Source organism: Blastococcus sp. SYSU DS0617 (assembly GCF_054051075.1).
Genome location: NZ_JBJHAO010000010.1, coordinates 134471 through 153852, shown reverse-complemented (window position 1 = coordinate 153852; position 19382 = coordinate 134471). Strand labels below are relative to the sequence as shown.

The 19382-nt window shown below is 76.3% G+C and carries 19 protein-coding genes; 7 read left to right on the top strand and 12 right to left on the bottom strand.

Going from position 1 to position 19382, the window contains the following annotated elements:
- Positions 1-67 precede the first annotated feature (67 nt).
- The 4 genes from ACI793_RS13075 to mraZ form a co-directional block, all read right to left on the bottom strand.
- The gene (locus ACI793_RS13075) at positions 68-1915 is read right to left on the bottom strand and encodes a peptidoglycan D,D-transpeptidase FtsI family protein (protein ID WP_456606801.1); all 1848 of its coding nucleotides are present in this window, start codon (positions 1913-1915) and stop codon (positions 68-70) included.
- A gap of 2 nt (positions 1916-1917) precedes the next feature.
- Entirely contained in the window at positions 1918-2499 is a 582-nt protein-coding gene (locus ACI793_RS13070; RefSeq protein WP_456606800.1) for a hypothetical protein, read from the bottom strand.
- Entirely contained in the window at positions 2496-3491 is a 996-nt protein-coding gene (gene rsmH, locus ACI793_RS13065; protein ID WP_456606799.1) for a 16S rRNA (cytosine(1402)-N(4))-methyltransferase RsmH, read from the bottom strand. Before rsmH ends, ACI793_RS13070 begins: the two co-directional genes overlap by 4 nt.
- A gap of 479 nt (positions 3492-3970) precedes the next feature.
- A complete protein-coding gene (gene mraZ, locus ACI793_RS13060) occupies positions 3971-4405 on the bottom strand; it encodes a division/cell wall cluster transcriptional repressor MraZ (protein WP_116452767.1) in 435 nt (144 codons plus the stop codon).
- 253 nt (positions 4406-4658) lie between these two features.
- On the opposite strand from mraZ, the gene ACI793_RS13055 reads away from it, so the two are divergent.
- From ACI793_RS13055 to ACI793_RS13045, 3 genes are read left to right on the top strand one after another with little or no spacing between them, the layout of a single operon-like run.
- Positions 4659-5612 (top strand): AAA family ATPase, encoded by a 954-nt coding sequence (locus ACI793_RS13055; protein WP_456606798.1) that lies wholly within the window; start codon positions 4659-4661, stop codon positions 5610-5612.
- A 5-nt stretch (positions 5613-5617) separates the two neighbouring features.
- Positions 5618-6937 (top strand): DUF58 domain-containing protein, encoded by a 1320-nt coding sequence (locus ACI793_RS13050; RefSeq protein WP_456606797.1) that lies wholly within the window; start codon positions 5618-5620, stop codon positions 6935-6937.
- A complete protein-coding gene (locus ACI793_RS13045; protein ID WP_456606796.1) occupies positions 6934-9255 on the top strand; it encodes a transglutaminase TgpA family protein in 2322 nt (773 codons plus the stop codon). Before ACI793_RS13050 ends, ACI793_RS13045 begins: the two co-directional genes overlap by 4 nt.
- Positions 9256-9349: 94 nt before the next feature.
- Here ACI793_RS13045 and ACI793_RS13040 read toward each other — a convergent pair whose 3' ends face one another.
- The 3 genes from ACI793_RS13040 to ACI793_RS13030 all read right to left on the bottom strand — a co-directional run bounded on the left by ACI793_RS13040 (position 9350) and on the right by ACI793_RS13030 (position 11955).
- On the bottom strand, positions 9350-9763 hold the full coding sequence (locus ACI793_RS13040; protein WP_456606795.1) for a DUF3040 domain-containing protein: 414 nt from the start codon (positions 9761-9763) through the stop codon (positions 9350-9352).
- Positions 9764-9888: 125 nt separating this feature from the next.
- On the bottom strand, positions 9889-11193 hold the full coding sequence (gene dinB, locus ACI793_RS13035; protein WP_456606794.1) for a DNA polymerase IV: 1305 nt from the start codon (positions 11191-11193) through the stop codon (positions 9889-9891).
- 75 nt (positions 11194-11268) lie between these two features.
- A complete protein-coding gene (locus tag ACI793_RS13030) occupies positions 11269-11955 on the bottom strand; it encodes a permease (protein ID WP_456606793.1) in 687 nt (228 codons plus the stop codon).
- A gap of 241 nt (positions 11956-12196) precedes the next feature.
- On the opposite strand from ACI793_RS13030, the gene ACI793_RS13025 reads away from it, so the two are divergent.
- Genes ACI793_RS13025 through ACI793_RS13015 form a run of 3 tightly spaced genes read left to right on the top strand, consistent with a single transcriptional unit; the run spans position 12197 to position 14708 of the window.
- Entirely contained in the window at positions 12197-12460 is a 264-nt protein-coding gene (locus ACI793_RS13025; protein WP_456606792.1) for a hypothetical protein, read from the top strand.
- A 26-nt stretch (positions 12461-12486) separates the two neighbouring features.
- Positions 12487-13740 (top strand): cupin domain-containing protein, encoded by a 1254-nt coding sequence (locus ACI793_RS13020; protein ID WP_456606791.1) that lies wholly within the window; start codon positions 12487-12489, stop codon positions 13738-13740.
- A gap of 38 nt (positions 13741-13778) precedes the next feature.
- Positions 13779-14708, top strand: coding sequence for a sucrase ferredoxin (locus tag ACI793_RS13015; RefSeq protein ID WP_456606790.1), 930 nt, complete (start codon positions 13779-13781; stop codon positions 14706-14708).
- A gap of 18 nt (positions 14709-14726) precedes the next feature.
- Here ACI793_RS13015 and ACI793_RS13010 read toward each other — a convergent pair whose 3' ends face one another.
- The 4 genes from ACI793_RS13010 to ACI793_RS12995 all read right to left on the bottom strand — a co-directional run bounded on the left by ACI793_RS13010 (position 14727) and on the right by ACI793_RS12995 (position 18107).
- The gene (locus ACI793_RS13010; RefSeq protein ID WP_456606789.1) at positions 14727-15908 is read right to left on the bottom strand and encodes an alkaline phosphatase family protein; all 1182 of its coding nucleotides are present in this window, start codon (positions 15906-15908) and stop codon (positions 14727-14729) included.
- A complete protein-coding gene (locus ACI793_RS13005) occupies positions 15908-16657 on the bottom strand; it encodes a class I SAM-dependent methyltransferase (RefSeq protein WP_456606788.1) in 750 nt (249 codons plus the stop codon). The genes ACI793_RS13010 and ACI793_RS13005 overlap by 1 nt, the downstream gene beginning before the upstream one ends.
- A 67-nt stretch (positions 16658-16724) precedes the next feature.
- On the bottom strand, positions 16725-17213 hold the full coding sequence (locus tag ACI793_RS13000) for a VOC family protein (protein WP_456606787.1): 489 nt from the start codon (positions 17211-17213) through the stop codon (positions 16725-16727).
- 291 nt (positions 17214-17504) lie between these two features.
- Positions 17505-18107, bottom strand: a complete 603-nt coding sequence (locus ACI793_RS12995) for a GDSL-type esterase/lipase family protein (protein ID WP_456606786.1) — start codon at positions 18105-18107, stop codon at positions 17505-17507.
- Between the two features lie 167 nt (positions 18108-18274).
- Between ACI793_RS12995 and ACI793_RS12990 the strand changes: the two genes are divergently transcribed.
- Positions 18275-18469, top strand: coding sequence for a hypothetical protein (locus ACI793_RS12990; protein ID WP_456606785.1), 195 nt, complete (start codon positions 18275-18277; stop codon positions 18467-18469).
- Between the two features lie 166 nt (positions 18470-18635).
- On the opposite strand, the gene ACI793_RS12985 is transcribed toward ACI793_RS12990, so the two are convergent.
- Complete coding sequence (locus ACI793_RS12985) at positions 18636-19241, bottom strand: hypothetical protein (RefSeq protein WP_456606784.1); 606 nt, start codon at positions 19239-19241, stop codon at positions 18636-18638.
- Between the last annotated feature and the right edge of the window lie 141 nt (positions 19242-19382).

Below are 19382 nucleotides of genomic sequence, written 5' to 3'. Positions count from 1 at the left end.
CGGAACCGCGCAGCTGCGCCTTCCCCGGGCACGCCGTCGGCCTGCGCCCCCACCGGGGCCGGCACGGTCAGGGGGTGGCGGTGAGGCGGAAGTCGGGCCGCGCCGTGCCCGACGGGACGACCCCGTCGGCGGTCAGCGCGTAGCGGAGGATGTCGCGGAACACCGGCGCGGCCACCTGGCCGCCCTCCGCGGAGCTCGTGGGCCGCTCGAGGTCGACGGCGACCACGTACTGCGGATCGTCCGCGGGGGCGAACCCGACGAACGTGGTCACGTAACCACCACCGGCGTACCCGCCGGTCTCGGGATTGGCGCGCTGGGCGGTACCGGTCTTGCCCGCGACGCGGAACCCGTCGATCTGACCCAGCGGCGCCGTGCCGCCCGGCCCCACGACGGCCTCCAGCATGTAGGCCAGCGAGTCGGCGGTCGCCTCGCTGATGACCCGGCTCGTCGCGGGCTCGTCCGCGGGGCGCACCTGCCCCTCCGGGGAGGTCACCGACCGGACGATGCGGGGCTCGACGCGGACGCCGTCGTTGGCGATGGCCTGGAAGACCGACGCCATCTGCAGCGTGGTCACCGAGACGCCCTGCCCGATGGCGATGTTGGCGGCGCGGATCCCGCTCCAGTCCGCGGCGTCCTGCAGGATGCCGGCGCTCTCGCCGGGCAGCTCGATGCCCGTCCGGCTGCCGACGCCGAACGCGCGCAGGTACTGCTCGAGCTTCTCGTCGCCGACCTCGCGGGCCAGCATGATCGTGCCGACGTTGCTGGACTTGGCGAGGATCCCGGTGACCGTCCAGTCGACGGGTGCGTGGTCGTGGGCGTCGGTGACCACCCGGTCGCCGGCCTCGATGTGCCCGTTGACGCTGAGCACCCGGTCCGGCGTCGCCACGCCCTCCTCGACGGCGGCCGCCATCGTGACCGCCTTGAGGACCGAGCCGGGCTCGAACACGCTGGAGACGATGGGGTTGCCCAGCAGGTCGGGCGTCTCGGAGTACCGGCCCGGGTCGTAGCCGGGGCAGGAACCCATGGCCACGACCTCGGCGCTGCGCACGTCCAGCACGACCGCCGAGGCCCGGGTCGTCGCGCCGTCGGCGCAGGACTCGGCCAGCCGCTGCTCGGTCACGTACTGCAGGTCCTGGTCCAGGGTCAGGGTGACGTCGCTGCCGTCGGTCGCCGGCAGCGCCTCGTCGATGCCCCGGGAGGGGATGAGGTTGCCCCCGCTGCCCACCTCGACGCGGCGCTTGCCCGGCGTGCCGGCGAGCACGTCCTCGAAGGTCTGCTCGATGCCCGCGAGCCCGGCGCCCTCGCGCCCGACGAAGCCCACGACCTGGCCGCCGACGACACCGGAGGGATAGAGCCGCACCGGGTCGTCGGCGAGGACGATGCCCGGGAGCTCGAGCTCCTCCACGGCCTCGGCGGTCTCCGGCGGCACCTGGGTGGCCAGCACGACGTAGCGGCCCTCCGCGGAGAGCTTCTCGGTGAGCTCGCCCACGGGGACGCCCAGCAGGGTGGTCAGCGCGAGCGCCGTCCGCGCCGGGTCGCGGACCACGGTGGGGTCGGCGGTGACCTTCGAGGCGTCCACGGTGTAGGCGAAGGGACGGCCCTCGCGGTCCTGGATCTCGCCCCGGATCGCCGCGATCGGATAGGTGCGCAGCCGGTCCTGGGAGGCCGCGTTGGCGTACGCCGCGCCGTCCACGCCCTGGACCACGGCCAGCCGGCCGATGACCAGGAGGAGCAGGGTGACGAGCAGGATCAGGCCGATCCGGTTGCGCTGCGTGCGCTGGGCCAGGGTCAGCCCGGCTCCCCCGCTGCGCCGGCTGCCCGGTGGACGCCGCGACGTGAAGGCGCCCGGTCCGGTACGGGGTGCCGGCCGGCCGTTGCGCGCTCCCCCTCCGGGGCCGCGGACGGTGCCCGCCACGGTCAGTTCCCGCCCGCGGGGCGCTCCGCCGGTGCGGACGGCTCCGTGGCGGACGACTCCGGTGCGGGCGGCTGCGGTGCGGACGACTCCGCCGCGGGCGGCTCCGGTGCGGGGGGCGCCTCGGCGGGCGCCGGCTCGCCCCGGAGGACGGGTGCGCCGTCGGGGTCGAGGACCAGGTAGGCGGCCGCGCCCGCAGGGACGAGTCCGGCGGCCACCGCGGCCTGGGCGATCGCGGCGGGCGTGTTGCCGTCGATGACCTGCTGCTCGAGGCGCTGCACGTCCTGCGCCCGCTGGGCGTTGTCCGCGCGCAACCGGCTGGCCTCCAGCGAGTCGACCGCGATCGCGGTGTTGAGGACCAGCAGCCCCAGCGTCGTGCCGGCCAGGAGTGCGACGACGAGCAGCACGAACGGCGCCCGGCGGGAGCGCAGGGCCGCGCGGGCGCGCCGGCGGGGGCGGGGCGGCGGCGTGGTGACCACGCTGAGCTGCGGGCGGGACGGGGACCGCGGTGCCGTCCGGGCCGGAACGGCGCGCGCGGTCGCCGCCCGCGGGGTCACGGGGACACGGGCAGTGGCACGGCCGCTCATGCCGCCCTCCGGATGCGCTCGGCCGCGCGGACGCGGGCCGAGGCCGCGCGGGAGTTCGCGGCGACCTCGGCGTCGGAGGCGGCCTCGCCGCCACGGGTCAGGAGCCGGAGCACGGGGCCGTGCTCCGGGAGGGGCACGGGCATGCCGTGCGGGGTGTGGTCGGTCGCGCCCTCGGCGAGGGTCTGCTTGACGATGCGGTCCTCGAGGGAGTGGAAGGTGATGACGGCGATCCGCCCTCCGACGGCCAGCGCCTCGATCGCCGCGGGCAGCGCCCGCTCGAGGACGCCCAGCTCGTCGTTGACCTCGATCCGCAGCGCCTGGAAGGTGCGCTTGGCCGGGTGGCCTCCGGTACGCCGGGTGGCGGCGGGGATGGCGTCGCGCACCAGCTCGGCCAGCCGGGCGGTGGTGCTGAAGGGCTCGCGGGCTCGCTCGCGGTCGATGGCGGCGGCGATCCGGGACGCGAAGCGCTCCTCGCCGTACACCCGCAGCACCCGGGCCAGCTCCTTGGGCGGGTAGGTGTTCACGATCTCGGCGGCGGTGCGGCCCGCCCCCGGGTCCATCCGCATGTCCAGCGGGGCGTCGGCGGAGTAGCTGAAACCGCGGTCGGGGCGGTCCAGCTGCAGCGAGGAGACGCCGAGGTCGAACAGGACGGCCTGCACCTCGGCCACGCCGAGCCGGTCCAGGACGTCGGGCAGCTCGTCGAAGACGGCGGGCACCAGGGTGACCCGGTCGGTGTGGCCGGCGGCCTCGATGCGGCGGGCGGCCTCGGCGCGGGCGTCGGGATCGCGGTCCAGGCCGATCAGCCGGAGGCCGGGGTGGGCGTCGAGCAGCGCCAGCGAGTGGCCCGCGAGACCGAGGGTCGCGTCGACGAGCACGGCGCCGGGGGACGCGCAGGCGGGTGCGAGCAGTTCGGAGATCCGGTCCAGCAGGACGGGCACGTGCACCGGGGGCCGGGGCGCATCGGGCGCCGCGGCGGATCCGGTGCTGCTCATCGTCGACTGCCTCTCGGTTCCGGTGGAGCGCCGCGATCGTGCCGCGCCCCGGGGAGCGGTGGGGGGAGGTCGCCCGTCCGCGAGGTGGGGACAGGGCGGGTGGGGCGGAAGGCGCAGATGGGGCGGGAGCGCTCGGGTGGGGCGGGCGGCGGGGTGGGGCGTGGTGGGGCCGGTGGGGCGTGGTGGGGCGGACTCGGTGTGGTGGGCGGGGACGGGCCGCTCGGTGGAGATCCGTCCCCGCGGGGCGCCGCCTGGCGTCGGGGAAGAGCGTCAGGTGGTGCCCCGCGGGGCCGGGAGGTCGCCGGGGCCGGATCCGCCGGGAGGCGGAGCCGGTTCCACCCGCCGGGGCGGGACTCTCGGGAGCGGGGACCCAGCAGCGGGGAAGGCGGCTGGGGCCTGGACCCGGTCGAGCCGCGGGGAAGGCGGCTCGTTCGGGGGCTTCCGGGGCCCGGGTGGGGGCGGGTGGAGGCGGCCTGGGATCACGACAAGGTCGGCATCCCCTCGCTCTCCAGGTCGGCGTACGCGGCCTCCAGCTCGGCCACGTAGGCCTCCCAGTTGGCGGCGTCCCAGATCTCGAAGCGGGTGTCCACGCCGACGACGACGACGTCGCGGTCCAGCCCGGCGTACTCGCGGAGGCTCGCGGGGATCGTGATGCGGCCGGTCTTGTCCGGCTCGATCTCGACCATCGAGCCGAAACTCATGCGGGCGGCCATGCGCGCCCGTGCGGTGTCCGACGGCGCCATCGCGGCCATCGCGGCGCTCTGCTCGGCGACGCGGGCCATGGTGAGGCCGTAGACGCAGCGCTCCTGGCCCTTCTTGATCACCATGCCGTCGGCCACCTGGTCGCGGAAGCGGACGGGGAGGGCGAGCCGGCCCTTCTCGTCGAGACGCAGGGGGTAGCTGCCGACGAACACCGGATCACCCCCTGCATCTGTCCTCCACTGGCTCCGCAGCGACCCCTGAGCGGTCCCTGCCTCCCCACCAGGCGACACAGTAACCCACTGGCCCCCACCAGACACCACTCGACGCCGTGTCGTGGCCGGGCTCCCCACTCCCCTCCCAGCGCACCGCACAGCCCGCGTCCGACCGGGACCGACGCCCCCTCCGCAGCGCCCGCGGCCACGTACCGTGGGTGGCGTGACGGAGGCGGCGCGCAGGACCGGCGGAGTGACCGATCCACCCGTCGACGTCGCCGCGGCCGCGGGGCGCATCGCCGCGAACGTGGGCCGGGTCGTGCAGGGGAAGGACGCCGTCGTCCGGCTGGCCCTGGTGACGCTGCTCGCCGAGGGACACCTGCTCGTCGAGGACGTGCCCGGCGTCGGCAAGACGACGCTGGCCAAGGCACTGGCGGCGTCGATCGACGCGACGGTCCGCCGCATCCAGTTCACGCCCGACCTGCTGCCCAGCGACGTGACCGGCGTCGCGGTGTACGACCAGGAGTCGCGCGAGTTCGAGTTCAAGCCCGGCGCGATCTTCGCCAACGTCGTGGTGGCCGACGAGATCAACCGCGCCTCCCCCAAGACGCAGTCGGCGCTCCTGGAGTGCATGGAGGAGCGCCAGGTCACCGTGGACGGCGTCAGCTACGAGCTGGCCCGCCCGTTCCTCGTCATGGCGACGCAGAACCCCCTGGAGATGGAAGGGACCTATCCGCTGCCCGAGGCGCAGCGCGACCGGTTCACCACCCGGGTGTCGATGGGCTACCCCGACCAGGACGCCGAGCTGGCCATGCTCGACGACCGCGCCACCACCGACCCCCTCGCCGGGCTGCTCCCCGTCGCCGACGCGGCCTCGGTGCGCGACCTGATCACCGCCGTCGGTCGGCTGCACGTCGCGGAGGCGGTCCGCCGCTACGTCGTCGACCTGGTCGGGAGCACCCGCCGCTCGCCCAACCTCCGGCTGGGCGCCTCTCCCCGGGCCGGCCTGCAGCTGCTGCGCGCCGCGCGGGCGTCGGCGGCCCTCGCCGGACGCGACATGGTGCTCCCCGACGACGTCAAGGACCTGGCCGGCCCGGTGCTGGCCCATCGGCTGCTGCTGGCACCGTCCGCGGCCGGTGGCGGGCGCACCGCCGAGCACGTGGTCGCCGAACTGGTCGCCACGCTGCCGGTCCCGCGGGGGCGCTGACGCCGGTGCGCGGACCCGGAGCGGCACGGACCGCGCTGACCCGCCGCGGTCGGTGGCTACTCGCCGGCGGGGCGGCTCTGCTGCTCGTCGGTGCCCTGCTGGGCGAGCAGCCCGTGGTGCAGCTGGCCGTCTTCGTCCTCGCCCTGCCCGTCGTCTCGGCACTGATGGTGGCGCGAGACCGCTTCCGGCCGGCGGTCGCGCGGAGCGTGGCTCCGGCCAGGCTCCGGCGGGGCGAGAGCGCCGACGTCTCGCTCGAGATCACCAGCGCCGGGCGCAGCACGGGAGCCACCTGGCTGCTCACCGAGCAGGTGCCCCCCGCGGTCGGCCCCGACCAGCAGTTCACCGTGACCCGGCTCGCCACGGGCCGCCGGACCGCCCTGCGCTACCGGGTGGTCCCGGGTCGCCGCGGCCGCTACGCCCTCGGCCCGCTGCGATCACGGGTGGTGGACCCCTTCGGGCTGGTCGAGCGCAGCAACCCCGGCGCCGGCACCGAGCCCCTCCTCGTCGTCCCGCGGGTGCAACCGCTCGGTGCGGCGGGGCCGCTCGACGGGCACGGCGGCGAGGGCTCGCGGCGGTCCATCGCCGTGCACGGCGAGGACGACGTCAGCATCCGCGAGTACCGCCGCGGCGACGACCTCCGCAAGGTGCACTGGCGGGCCACCGCGCGCACCGGCGACCTGAAGGTCCGCCTCGAGGAGCGCCCGTGGCGGGCGCGGACGACCGTGCTCCTCGACGCCCGCCGGCCCGCGCACCTGATCGCGCCCCAGCACGACCCCGACCCGGCCGACAGCCTGGAGTGGGCCGTGGAGGCGACGGCCAGCATCGCGATCGCGCTCGGCGGGCGCGGCCATGAGGTGCGCGTGGTCACCGAGAGCGGCGAGCTCGAAGGCTCCGGCCGCGGGCCGGCCGGACCGCTCGGCGCCGCCCCCGAGGAGCTCCTCGACCGGCTGGCCACGCTCACCCCCACGGCCGGCACCGAGCTGACCACGGGGATCGAGGTGCTCCGCCGCATCGCCGGCGACGGCGGGGTCGTCTGCGTCCTGGGCGCGGTGGGCCCCGACGACGTCACCGCCCTCGTGCGCGCCCGGTCCGGGGCCTCGGCCGGTCTGGCGGTGCTGCTCGACCTCGGCAGCTTCCTGCCCGCCGTGCGCGGGCACCGTCCGGACGCGTCCGGCGCGTCCACGGCCTTGTCCGAGCAGCGCGACGAGGCCGCCGGGATGCTGCGCGCGGCCGGCTGGCGGGTCGCCGTCGCGCGCGCCGGCGATCCCGTCGCGCAGGCGTGGGCCGCTCTCTCCGGCGGACCGGTCGCGGAGCCGGCCCGATGAGCCGCACCGACGTCCGCACACCGGTGGCCGCCGCGGCGGCGACGCTGCTGGGGGCGCTCGCCCTCTCGCCGGTGCTCTCGTCGGGGACGTGGGTGCGCCCGGCCGTCGACGCCATCCTGGTCGTCCTGCTGACCGGGCTCGCGCTGCGGTCTGCCGGGCAGGCGATCGCCGCCCGCGCCTTCCCCCGGCGGCCGGTGCCGGTGCCGCTGGCGGCCCTCGGCACGGCGCTGGTGCCGGCGGGACAGCTGGCCGCGCTGACCGGCTACCTGATCGCCCGTTTCACCTCCCCGGGAGGGATCCTGGCCCTCGTCCCCACGCCGGGCGGGATCGAGGCGCTGCTGGCGGTCCTGCGGGACGGTGCCGACGAGATCCGGGAGCAGACGGCCCCGGCCGTCCCGGTCGCCGCGCTGATGGCGCTGATCGCCCTCTTCGTCGGGCTGGTCGCGGTGATCGTCGACCTGCTCGCCGTCGGAGGGCGGCAGGCCGCCTTCGCCGGGCCGACATTGCTCGTGCTGTTCGGCGTGCCGGTGTTCACGCTCGGCGGCGACATCGGACTGCTCCCCGTCGTCGGCCCCGCCGCCGGGCTGGCGCTGCTGCTGTGGGCCGACCAGTCCCGCCAGCTGGACACCGCCGCGCGCAGTGGACGGCACTACGCCGGAGGCGGCACGGCGGTGCGCATCGGCCTGGTGGCGGTGCTGGTCGGCGTGCTCGGGGGCGGGATGGTGCCGACGCTGGCGGAGGGATCCCTGAGCGGCGGGCCCGGCGGATCCGGTTCGACGGGGACGTCGCTGGACCCGGTGGCGAGCATGGTCGGCGAGCTGACTCGGAACAACCCCGTCGACCTCCTGCGGGTCGAGACCGCAGTGCCCGATCCCGGCTACCTGCGCTCGGTCACCGTCGACCGGTACGACGCCGCCGCCGGCTGGTCGCTGGGCGCGCCCGGAGCCCTGCTGCCGCTGGACGCCCAGCTGCCCAGGACCCACGACGAGACGGCGGCGCGCCCGGTCACCGCGAGGATCGAGGCGCTCGGGCACGACGACCGGTTCCTCCCGGTCCCCGTGTCGCCGGTGCAGGTCCGGCTGGGGGGCGACGGGGACGACTGGCGGTACGACCCCATCACCGGGACCGTCGCGGGGTCCGGCGTCACGAGCGAGGACCGGGTCTACGAGGCCACCGCCTCGGAGGTGCGCCCGACGCCCGAGCAGCTGGCGGAGGCCCCACCTCTGCGTCCCGGCGACCTCCAGGAGCGCTTCCTCGCTCTCCCACCGCTCGATCCCCGCGTCACCGCCCAGGTGGAGGAGCTGGTGGGCGGGATCGAGGGCGGATACGCGCGCGTCCGGGCCGTCCTGGACTTCCTGACCGACCCGGCCAGCGGCTTCACCTACGCCCTCTCCACTCCCCCGGGCACCAGCGGCGACGACCTGGTCGACTTCCTGACCGAGCGCCGGGGGTACTGCGAGCAGTACGCCGGGGCGATGGCGGTCATGGTCCGCGCGGCCGGGATGCCGGCCCGGGTCGCGCTGGGCTACACCCCGGGGACCGTGCAGGACGACGGCAGCCGGCTGATCACCAGCGACGACGCGCACGCCTGGGTGGAGGTCTACTTCGACGGCCTGGGCTGGGTGCCGTTCGATCCGACACCGATCGACGTCGACCGCCGGGCCGAGCTGCCGTGGGCGCCCCGGGTGGCCGCCGAGGAGCTGCCGGAGCAGACACCCGAGCTGCCGGCGCTTCCCCCCGACCTGGCCCTGCTGGACCCGGTGTCCCCCCTGGGCCCCGACCTCGGCCCCACGGACCCGGCGACCACCGACGCTGCACCCGCGGACGAGGCGTCCTGGCCGGTCCGCGGTGCCCTGGTCCTGCTGGTCGCCGCGGTGGCCGCGCTGCCGGCGGGGCTGCGGCTGCTCCAGCGGCGCCGCCGGCTGGCGCTCGGGACGGCGGGTGCGCTGTGGGACGAGCTGATCGCGACCGCCGACGACCTCGGCGTCCCCCGCGATCCGTCCTGGACGCCGCGGGAGGCCGGCCGCGCCCTCGCGGAGCGGACGGCCGGCTCCCCGGGCGCAGAGGCGATCCAGCGCCTGGCGCGGGCCGAGGAGGTGTCCAGCTACGGGCCGGTTCCGGACGCCCAGGACGACGGCCTGGTCGCGGAGCTGCGCACCGCCCGGCGGGAGCTGGTCGAGGGGGCCGGCCGACGCGCCCGGTGGCGGGCGGCGTTCTGGCCGGCGTCGCTGCCTGCCGCGGTGCGGGCCGCGCTGCCGGCCTGGGCGGTCCGTCGCCCGGTGCTGCCCGGGCCGTGGCGCGGGAGCCGACGGGCCTGAGCCGGCCGGGGGTCCCGGAGACGGGCCCGAGCGGACGCGCGCAGCCGCCGTCCCGGAGGACGACGGCTGCGTGTGCGCGAGCTGGAACCGAGGGCTACTGGTCGTAGCGGCGGCGGAACCGCTCCTCGAGCCGGCTCTTCAGCGGCTGGCGCCCGCCCCGGCTGCTGCGGCTGCTGCCGCGGCCGGGCCCGGACGGGTTGCGACCGCTCGTCGGAGCGGGGCCGGGTTCGACCGCCCCGGTGGCGACCTTGTAGTTCAGGACGGCGAGCGCCGTACCGCCGAAGGCGACGAGGAAGCCGAGCGCACCGATGAGCCACTCCTGCGCGACGGCGCCGCCGACGAGGATCGCGAAGCCGACGACGACGAGGACGGCGCCGATCTGCAGTCGCCGGCGGGACTTCTGCCGACGGTCACCGGTGCGTACGGAGGAGGCGAACTTGGGATCGTCATCGACGAGGGCGCGCTCGATCTGCTCCAGCAGCCGTTGTTCGTGCTCGGAGAGCGGCACGTCGACCTCCAGGTGGGCGGAGCCATGGCCGTCGGAGGCTCCCGCCGACGGTGACTTCGAGGATACGAGCCCTTTGCGGGGCGCGAAAGGTGACGATACGGCGAGCCGCGAGGAACCGCCGGTGGTCATCCTTCCGGGTGTTCGACGGTCGATCGGCCGGGAAGGTTCCCCGCGCTCCCGGGGAGCGTTGCGCCGGGCGCCGGACCGGCTCCGGTAGCCCCCCGGGAGCGCCCCGGGCGCCCGTCGCGGTGCAGCAGGGTGGCCGGGCGGACCGCGCCCGCACCGAACCGGCGGGCGGCGCGGTCGGCGGCCAGCTCGGCGTCGCGCCGGCCGTGCTCGCGGGCGCCGAGCTCCAGCTGCTGGGGCGCCGACCCGGCCTCCACCAGCCGTTCGGCGCGCACCCCCACCAGCCGGATGCGGGCCCGGTCGAGGCCGAGCGCGTCGAACAGCGCCCGGGCGGTGTCGTAGAGCTCCTGCCCGACGTCGGTCGGGACGTCGAGGGTGCGGCTGCGGGTGATCGTGGCGAAGTCGGCGAAGCGGACCTTGATGCTCACCGTCCGGGCCAGCCACCCGCCCGAGCGCAGCCGGCCCGCCGTCCGCTCGGAGAGCAGCAGGAGCTCGCGGTGGATGACCTCCGGGTCGTCGACGTCGGTGCCGAAGGTCTCCTCGTGACCGGTCGACTTCTCCGGCTCGTCGGGGACCACCCGGCGCGGGTCGCGTCCCCACGCCAGCTCGTGCAGGTGGGCGCCGGCGGCGGGCCCCAGGGCCCGCTGCAGCGTCCTGGCCGGCACGTGCGCGAGGTCACCCACGGTGCGCATGCCCAGCCGCAGCAGCTGCTCCTCGGTCTTGGGGCCCACGCCCCACAGCGCGCCGACCGGCAGCGGGTGCAGGAAGTCCATGACCTCGGCCGGGCGGACGATCCGCATCCCGTCGGGCTTGGCCGAGGTCGAGGCGAGCTTGGCGACGAACTTGCTCCCCGCGACGCCGACCGAGCAGGTGATGCCCTGCTCGTCGAAGACGCGGGCGCGGAGGTACTCGCCGATCTCGGCGGCGTCGCCCAGCCGACGGCCGGCGCCGGCGACGTCGAGGAACGCCTCGTCCAGGCTCACCGGCTCCACCAGCGGGGTGATCGAGCGGAACAGGGCCATCACCGACCGGGAGACCTCGCCGTAGAGCGCCAGGTCGCCGGGGAGCACCGTCGCCGACGGGCACAGCCGCAGCGCGCGGGCGGTGGGCATGGCCGCGTGCACGCCGTAGCGCCGCGCCTCGTACGTGGCCGAGGTGACCACGCCCCGGTTGCCCGCCCCGCCCACGATGACCGGGGTCCCGGCCAGCTCCGGCCGCCGTCGCACCTCGACGCTGGCGAAGAACGCGTCCATGTCGACGTGCAGGACCGTGCAGCCCCCGGCGCGGCCGGCCTCCGTACCCACCGGCCCTCCTCGCACGTCGACCCCCGATCGAACATCTGTTCGATCAGGGGTCGACGATAGCGGGTTCCGGGCAGGTCAGCCGGCGGCGACCCGCTGACGCTCGGCGTCCGTGCGGCTCGGCCACATCTTGGCGCCCAGGATCCCGCCGAGCGCTGCGGCGGTGATCCCCAGCCCCAGGCCCAGGACCGCCCAGGCGGCTGCGTCGGTGGCCACCTCGGTCGCCTGGCTCGCCGCGACGTCGGGCAGGTCGGCCTGCTCGATGCCCGTGACGTCGTTGACCACGCCGGCCAACGAGCCGAGCAGGGCGCCGCCACCGAACAGCGTCAGGAACAGGATCGACACGACCGACAGGGCCCAGACGAGGATGCCGTGCAGCAGCCCGTCGCTGAAGCCGCGCCACACCGCACTGGCACCGGCGGTCAGGCCTCCGAGGAACAGGGCGATCAGCCCGTTGATCGCACTGAACCAGTCGGCGTTGTTCCCGGCGCCGCCCCCCGGGCCGACCTCCCACCACTCGAGGGCCAGCGTCGCCAGCTGGAGCAGCAGGAACGTCGGGACGGCGACGATCAGCCCCGCCCACACCGGCCCCCACCGGACCCGGTCCTGCCGGGGCGGTGCGGCCCGCATCGGCGTCACCGCGGAGGCTCCCTCCGCCGGTCGCTCGACGGCGGTCCCTTCGCGGGCGGTGTCCTCGTGGACGGTGCGGTCGTGGGCGACGTTGTCCTCGAACGTGGTGTCGGTCCGCGTACGGCTCTCGGTCATGGCTCCACTCCTCCGGATGCGTTCAGCTGACTCGTCTCGTGCAGGACCTCTCTCGCGCAGGGTTGCGGTGTTCCCACCTGCGGGAAGAGGCTTTCCCCCGCTAGGCGCCGGAACGCCCGCTCCATCGATCCGTGACCTGATCGTCATGTCCCTGGGCAGGTGTCAGAGCGCCGGGCACGAGGTACTGCCCGACCAGGGCCGCCGTCCGGCGGCAGGGGAACGAGACGAAGCGGAGGAGCCCATGGCTCTGGAGGACAAGACCAGCGGCGACGGCGGGGCCGACGGCGGCGCCGACAGCGGCGCGCACGGTCCGGCCGACGGCGCCGCGGGCGCGGCCGACCACGGAGCTGCCGGCACCCCCGGCGGCCACGACGGCGGTGCCGACGGTGGCGCGGACAGCGGTGCCGACGGTGGCGCGGACGGCGGTGCCGACGGCGGTGCGGACAGCGGTGCCGACGGCGGCGCGGACGGCGGTGCCGACGGTGGCGCGGACGGCTCGGCCTGAGCGAGAACCCCGCCCCGCAGGGCCGGGTGGAGCAGCCGCTCCACCCGGCCCTGCGGCGGTGCACGAACACCGACCCCGAGGTCTTCGCCCGGGACCACTGGGGCCGGCGGCCGCTGCTGACCCGCGCCGCGGACACCGGTAACACCTTCACCGACCTGCTCGACCTCGCCGCGGTCGACGAGCTGCTCTCCCGCCGCGGGTTGCGCACGCCCTTCCTGCGCATCGCCAAGGACGGCCAGGTCGTCGACGCGGCGCGCTTCACGACCTCCGGCGGCGCCGGTGCGGAGATCGCCGACCAGGTCAGCTCGGACGCCGTGCTGCGGCTGTTCGCCGACGGCAGCACCGTGGTCCTGCAGGGCCTGCACCGGCTCTGGCCGCCGCTGATCGAGTTCGCCGACCAGCTGGCCGCCGACCTCGGTCACCCCACGCAGGTCAACGCCTACGTCACCCCGCCGTCCTCCCGCGGGTTCGACCCGCACTACGACGTGCACGACGTGTTCGTGCTGCAGGTGGCCGGCCAGAAGCACTGGACCATCCACGAGCCGGTGCTGCCCGACCCGCTGCGCACCCAGGTGTGGACCGACCGCCGCGAGGAGGTGGCCGCCGCCGCGACGCGCGAGCCGGTGATCGACGCCGTCCTGGAGCCCGGCGACGTCCTCTACCTCCCCCGCGGCTTCCTGCACTCGGCCACCGCGCTCGGCGAGATCAGCGCCCACCTGACCATCGGCATCCACTCGGTGACCCGCTGGGGCGCGGCCGAGTCGGCGCTGGACCTCGTCCGGACCCTGGCCGCCGAGGACCCGGGGCTGCGCGGCTCGTTCCCCCTGGGCGTCGACCTGAGTCGACCCGACTCCGTCCGGGACGAGGTCGCCGCGGTGATCGCCGGCCTCCAGGAGTGGCTCGGCCGGGTGGATCCCACCGAGGTGGCCGATCGACTGCGCGCCCGTACCTGGGCCCAGGTGCGCCCGGAACCGGTCGCGCCGCTGGCCCAGTCGGCCGCGGCGGCCGCGATCACACCCGACACCGTCCTCCGGCTGCGCAGGCGGCTGCGCTGTGCGCTGCGCGACGCGGACGACGGCGGCGTGACGCTGCTCGGCGGGCGCCGGTCGCACGCCTTCCCGGCCTCGGCGCGCCCGGCGCTGGCCGAGCTCCTGGCCGTCGGCGAGCTGAAGGTGGGCGACCTGCCCGGCCTGGAGCAGGACGAGCGGATCGCCCTGGCGCGCCGGCTCGTCACCGAATCGGTCGCGGTGGTCCCGGACGCCGCAGCACCCGGACCGTGACGCCCGCGGCTCCCCGGTCCGCGGGCGACTTCTGCCGCGTGGAGGTCCCTCCCCGGCCGGCGGGGCGCCTGGACCCCACGCGCTGCTCGGTCCAGGCCCTGGCCCGTGGCGACTCCGGTATCGCGACGGCCTCCCCCGTGCAGCGGTGGCTGCTGGTCGAGCAGCCGGGCCCGTGGGGGCGCGACGCGCTGTCGCAGTCGCGGTTCGACCCGGGCGTGGCCCCGCTGCTGGCCGAACGGGCCCGCCGCGAGGACGTCCGGGTGCTGCTCGTGCGCCGTCCCGGTGACCGGCTGGCCGACGCCGGGGGCCGCTGGGCGTACGCCGACAGCCGGCCCGGCCGCGAGGGGCTGTGGTGGTCGGTGCGGTCGTCGGACGCCGACCTGCTGACCGCCCCCTGGGACGGGTCGGTGGGCGAGCCGGCCGGCGGCCCCACGTACCTGGTGTGCACGCACGGTGGGCACGACGCCTGCTGCGCGCTCCGCGGCCGGCCGCTGGCCCGCGCCATGCCCGCGCCGGGCCCCGCCGACGTGTGGGAGTGCAGCCATCTCGGCGGCGACCGGTTCGCCGCGAACGTCGTCGTCCTCCCGCACGGCTTCTACTACGGCCAGGTGCCGGGGGACGGCGCGCTGCTGGTGGCGGCCCACGAGCAGGGACAGGTGGCGCTGGCGTGGCTGCGCGGCCGTGCGGGGCTGCCGGCGCACGTGCAGGCGGCCCAGCACGGCGCCCGCGAGGAGCTGGGGCTGCTGGGGGTCGACGACCTGGCCCCCCTGGGCGCCACCCGGCTGCCGGAGACCGAGCGGGATGCCGAGCGGTGGGAGGTGACGCTGGCCGGACCCGGTGGCCCCGTCACCGTCGTCGTCGAGAGCCGGCCCTCCCCCGAGGCCGTGCGCCTGACCTGCTCCGCGGCGCGGCCCGGCCGGGTGCGCACCTGGCACCGGCTGTCGGTCGACCCGCCGCCCGGCGCCTGACCCGCGGAACCGCCGTCGTCAGGTCAGGGACGAGCCGCGCGCGGCCAGCAGCGGAATGGCCAACTCGGTCGCCGTGAGCGAGCCGTGGAAGGCGGTCAGCCGGCTGGGGCCCGGCTCGCGCTCGGACGCGGTGAGCGCCCAGGTCCCGCGGGCCAGCGCGACGACGTCCCCGATGCGGGCCGCCATCCCGGGGTCGACGGCGCCGAACACCCCGCTGGCGACCGCCTCGTCGCGGGAGACGACCCAGGCGCGCTCGCCGAGCACCTCCCGCCACCGGTCCAGCACGTCGGCGGCGGCCCCCGGCACGGTGTGCACGTACCGGGCGCGCGGTTCGCCGGCCAGCAGGCGGACGCCGTCGTCGAGGCCGGGCACCGCGTCCAGGTCCAGCCGGGTCCCGGGCGGCACGTCGAGCATCCCGTGGTCGGCGGTGACCAGCAGGGCGGCGTCGCCGGGGAGGCCGGCCACGATCTGCTCGACCATGCGGTCGACGAGCTGGAGCTGCGCCCGCCAGCTGCCGGAGTCCACCCCCCGGACGTGCCCGGTGAGGTCGAGGTCGGCGAAGTAGCCGTAGACGAGTGCCCGCGGGGTGGCGTGCACCGCCCGCAGGACCAGGGCGGCGAGGTCACCGGCGCCGACGGTGCCGGTGTAGGTGGCGCCGCCGTACGCCGCCCGGCTCAGGCCGCTGCCGGTGTAGGCGTACGGGGCGACGACGGTGGCGGGCACCCCGGCAGCCGCGGCCCGCGCGAACACGGTGGGCTGCGGCGCCCAGCTGTCGGGATCGGGGTCGTCGCGCCACTTGGTGTGGTCCAGGGCGCGGTCCTCCCCCGGCACGTCGGTGACGAAGCCGAGGATCCCGTGGCTGCCGGGCGGCAGTCCGGTGCCGAGGGTGGTGAGGCTGACCGGGGTCGTGCTCGGGCACGGCGCGGAGAGGTCGCCGGCCGGGGAAGCCAGCGCGGCGAGGGTGGGTGCGAGGTGGGCGTGCTGCCGGACGAGGTCGGCGCCGAGCCCGTCGACGAGGAGCACGGCCACCCGCCGGGCGCCGGCCAGCGCGGCGGTCAGCCCGAGCGGGTCGGCGGGCAGGGCCCCACGGTCGAGGGGGACGCCGAGCGCCGCTGCCACGCCGGGCAGCACGTCGGCCAGGGTGGCGGCGCCGTAGTCGGGACGGTGCAGGTCCGGCGGCAGCAGGTCCGGCTGGGCCATCAGGGCGCGGCGGCGAGGACGTGCAGACCGGTCGCCACGTCGCGGTAGGGCGAGGCGCCGGCCAGCGCCAGCTCGAGGGCCCGCACCGCATCGGGGTCGGCGCCGGAGTCGAGCAGGTCCGCGACGACCGAGACGCCCCGCCACGGGCCGGGCCGCAGACCGGCGCCCTCCACGAGCGCGAGCAGGTCGGCCGGGGTGAACCGGCGCCGTGCCGTGGGGCGGGTGCGGGTGGCCGCGGGATCGCGATCCTCGAGCAGGGCCAGCGCCTCGACGGGGTGCCCAGCGACGGCGCGGGCCAGGACGGCACCGGCGCGGTTGGCCGCCGCGACGCTCACCTGGCCGCCGGGGCGCAGGGCGCCGGCGATCTCCCGCAGCGTGACGGCGGGGTCGTCGACGACCTCCAGGACGAAGTGGCAGAGGGCCAGGTCGTAGCCGCCGTCGTCAGGGGTGAGCCCGGTGAGGACCTCGCCGAGCAGGTCGCCGTCGCCCTGCACGCCGCGGACCCGGTCGCCCACGCCGGCCGTGGCGGCCCGCCGGCCGAGGGTGGCGAGCGCGTCGGCGCTGGGGTCGACGACGGTGACCTCGTGGCCCAGCCGGGCGAGCGGGACGGCGAACATGCCGCTGCCACCGCCGACATCCAGCACCCGCAGCGGGGTGCCGGCGCCGAGGACCGGGTCCAGGGCCGCCCAGACGGCAGCCCCGCGGGGCGGGAGCTGCTCGGCGGGCGACGGAGCTGACGGAGTCGGCACCTGCCGGAGCCTAGTGGCGCGACGCGGCGCCCACCGCTTCCCCGCCGGGAGGCGCCGCGTCGTCGGGTCAGGCGGGGACGCTGTCGGCGGCCCGCCTGATCTCGGCCAGGTCGATGCGGCGCATCTGCAGCATCGCCTGGGTGGCGCGCTGGGCCCGGGCCGGGTCGGGGTCGCCGATCAGGCTCATGAGCTCGGTGGGGGTGGCCTGCCAGGAGACGCCGAAGCGGTCCTTGAGCCAGCCGCACATGCTCTCCTCGCCGCCGCCCGCGAGCAGCCCGTACCAGTAGTGGTCGGCCTCCTCCTGGTCGGCGCACATGATCTGGAAGGAGACGGCCTCGGTGAACCGGAACTGCGGCCCGCCGTTGAGCGCCGTGTACTGCTGACCGTCGAGGGTGAACCGCACGGTCACGACGTCCCCCTCCGTCATCGGCGGGGGCAGGTCGGGCCCGTAGCGGGTGACCTCGTCGATGCGTGAGTTCGGGAAGACCGAGGTGTAGAGCTGCGCGGCCTCCTCGGCCTGGCCGTCGAACCACAGGCACGGGATCTGCTGGGGCATGGTGGGTCCTCTCGCGGGTCCTGGTCGCTGACGGGAGCTAGGACCGCGGGACGCGCCGGAACTGATCGACCGGCCGGCAGGGAGACCACAGCCTCGGCTGGGTGACGGCGCGGGCGGACGGGACCCTGGTGGGCTTCGTGGACGTCGCGTGGGACGGCGGCGACCACGCCTTCCCGCTCGACACGAAGACCCGAGGGGAGCGCCAGCGGGAGGGCATCGCTCGAGGGTCGTGCGGCCCGAGCTTCGCCTCTTCTACGTCGACGCCTGCGGGTTCCTGGAGACCGACGACGCTCAGCCCGTGAGCCAGCGCTCCCAGGCGGGGCGGACGAGGCCGGCGAGGACCGCGTAGCCGTCGGTCCCGGGGTGGGCGCCGTCGCCGGCGGCCACCTCCGCCCGCCAGGTGGGGTCGGCCGCCAGGGTGGCGACGACGGGGACGTAGGGCACGCCGTGGTCGGCGCAGGTGCGCGCGAAGCGCTCGTCGAGGTCGGCGATCCGCTCGTTCTGGGCGGCGTCGGCGACCGCCGGCGGGCCGACCACCAGCACCGGCCACCGCGCGTCGGCCGCACCGGTGAGGATCTCCTCGAGCGCCGCGACCGACCGGTCGGGCGCCAGCCGCGGGGCGCCGTGCTCCTCGGTGGTGTCGTTGACGCCGGCGGAGAGGGCGACCCGCGCCTCCCACTCCCCTCCCGCCAGGCGGGGACGGCACTCGGCGGCCCAGCGACCGGCGATCTCGGCGGTGGTCTGCCGCCGGACGCCGAGGACGTAGCTGGTCAGCGCGAGGCCGTCGCGCGCGCTGCCGGCGGCCAGCCGGCCGGCCCAGCCGAGCTGCTCGGGGTCGCCGACGCCGGCCACGAACGAGTCGCCGACGAAGCAGATCCGCAGGTCCCGGGGCACGCCGCCATCCTGCCGCGTGCTGCCCGCGTTCTCCGCCGATGCCTGCGGAGCCGGGGCCGGGCCGGTGCAGCTGCGCCCGGTCCCCTGCCGACCGGCCGGTCGTTTGCCGGAGCGGGGTCAGCGGGCAGATGTGCCCCGACAGGTACCGCACCGACCGAGGAGTCGCCTTGACCAGGTCCATCCGCACCCGTCCGCTGCGCGCCACGGCGGCCGCGTTCTTCATCGCTGCCGCCTCGCTGACCACCGTCGCCTGCGGGGAGGACGTCGTCGACGACGGCGTCGAGCAGGAGGTCGACGAGGGGGTCGACGACGTCGAGGAAGGCGTGGACGACGCCGAGCAGGAGGTCGAGGAGGAGGACTGATCCCTCCACGCGCCGCACCGCTCTCCTCCCCGTGCCACGTGGCCGGAGAGGAGGACGACGGCTGATTCCCGGCCCCGCCCTCCCGGCCTCGACCGTGCGGGAAGGGCGGGGGTGGCGCCCCTCCCGGTCAGGCAGCGGCGCCGGTCTGCGGATGCGGAGGATCGGGCTACTCGTAGCAGTCCTGGTCGATGAACTGGAGGGCCAGATCGGTGACCGCCCCGTCGGAGAACGCGATGCGGTACACGGCCTTGTCGTTCCCGGGCACCGGGGCGTAGCCACGCATGACGTGGTCGCTCGGGTCCCAGTCGGGGTAGGCCGCGTCCACGGCGGCCGTCGGGCTGCCGATCCCGATCCCCTCGACCGTCTGCACGCCCGTAGGCGCGTCGATGGCTGCGATGCCGAGGGTCTCGGAGTGGAAGACCCAGCCTTCGTCGGCCGGTGCGCCGCTGAGCGCTGAGCGCCACAGGCACCTGTCGCTGACCGGTTCGTCCACGAACGGTTCGACGACGCCACTGGCCTCCGCCTGATCGCGGTCCATGCCGAGCTTCAGCGCGCCGAAGCCGTCCGGGCCGAGCACGGGAGTGGACTGGGCCGGCGGAGCACTCTCCGTTGCGGCGGCACCGGCCGTGGTGGGCGCGGAGGGTGCCGACGAGGTCGCCGTCGTGGGCGAGGGATCCGCCGACGTCTCGGTCGAGTCCTCCCCGCAGGCGGCTAGTGCCCCCGCCATGCCGAGGGCCAGGACGAGAGCGCTGGTGCGGCGAACGCGCTTCATGCGAGGAACTCCCAGGGGTCGCGAGACGGAGCTGACGGCCGGCTGCCGTCGTCCTCCGATATCGGCCGGGTCGCACGACATGTGCACCGATGTGGGACGGGACGTTCCCGGATCTGCCGGCGCACCGGCGGTCCCGACGCG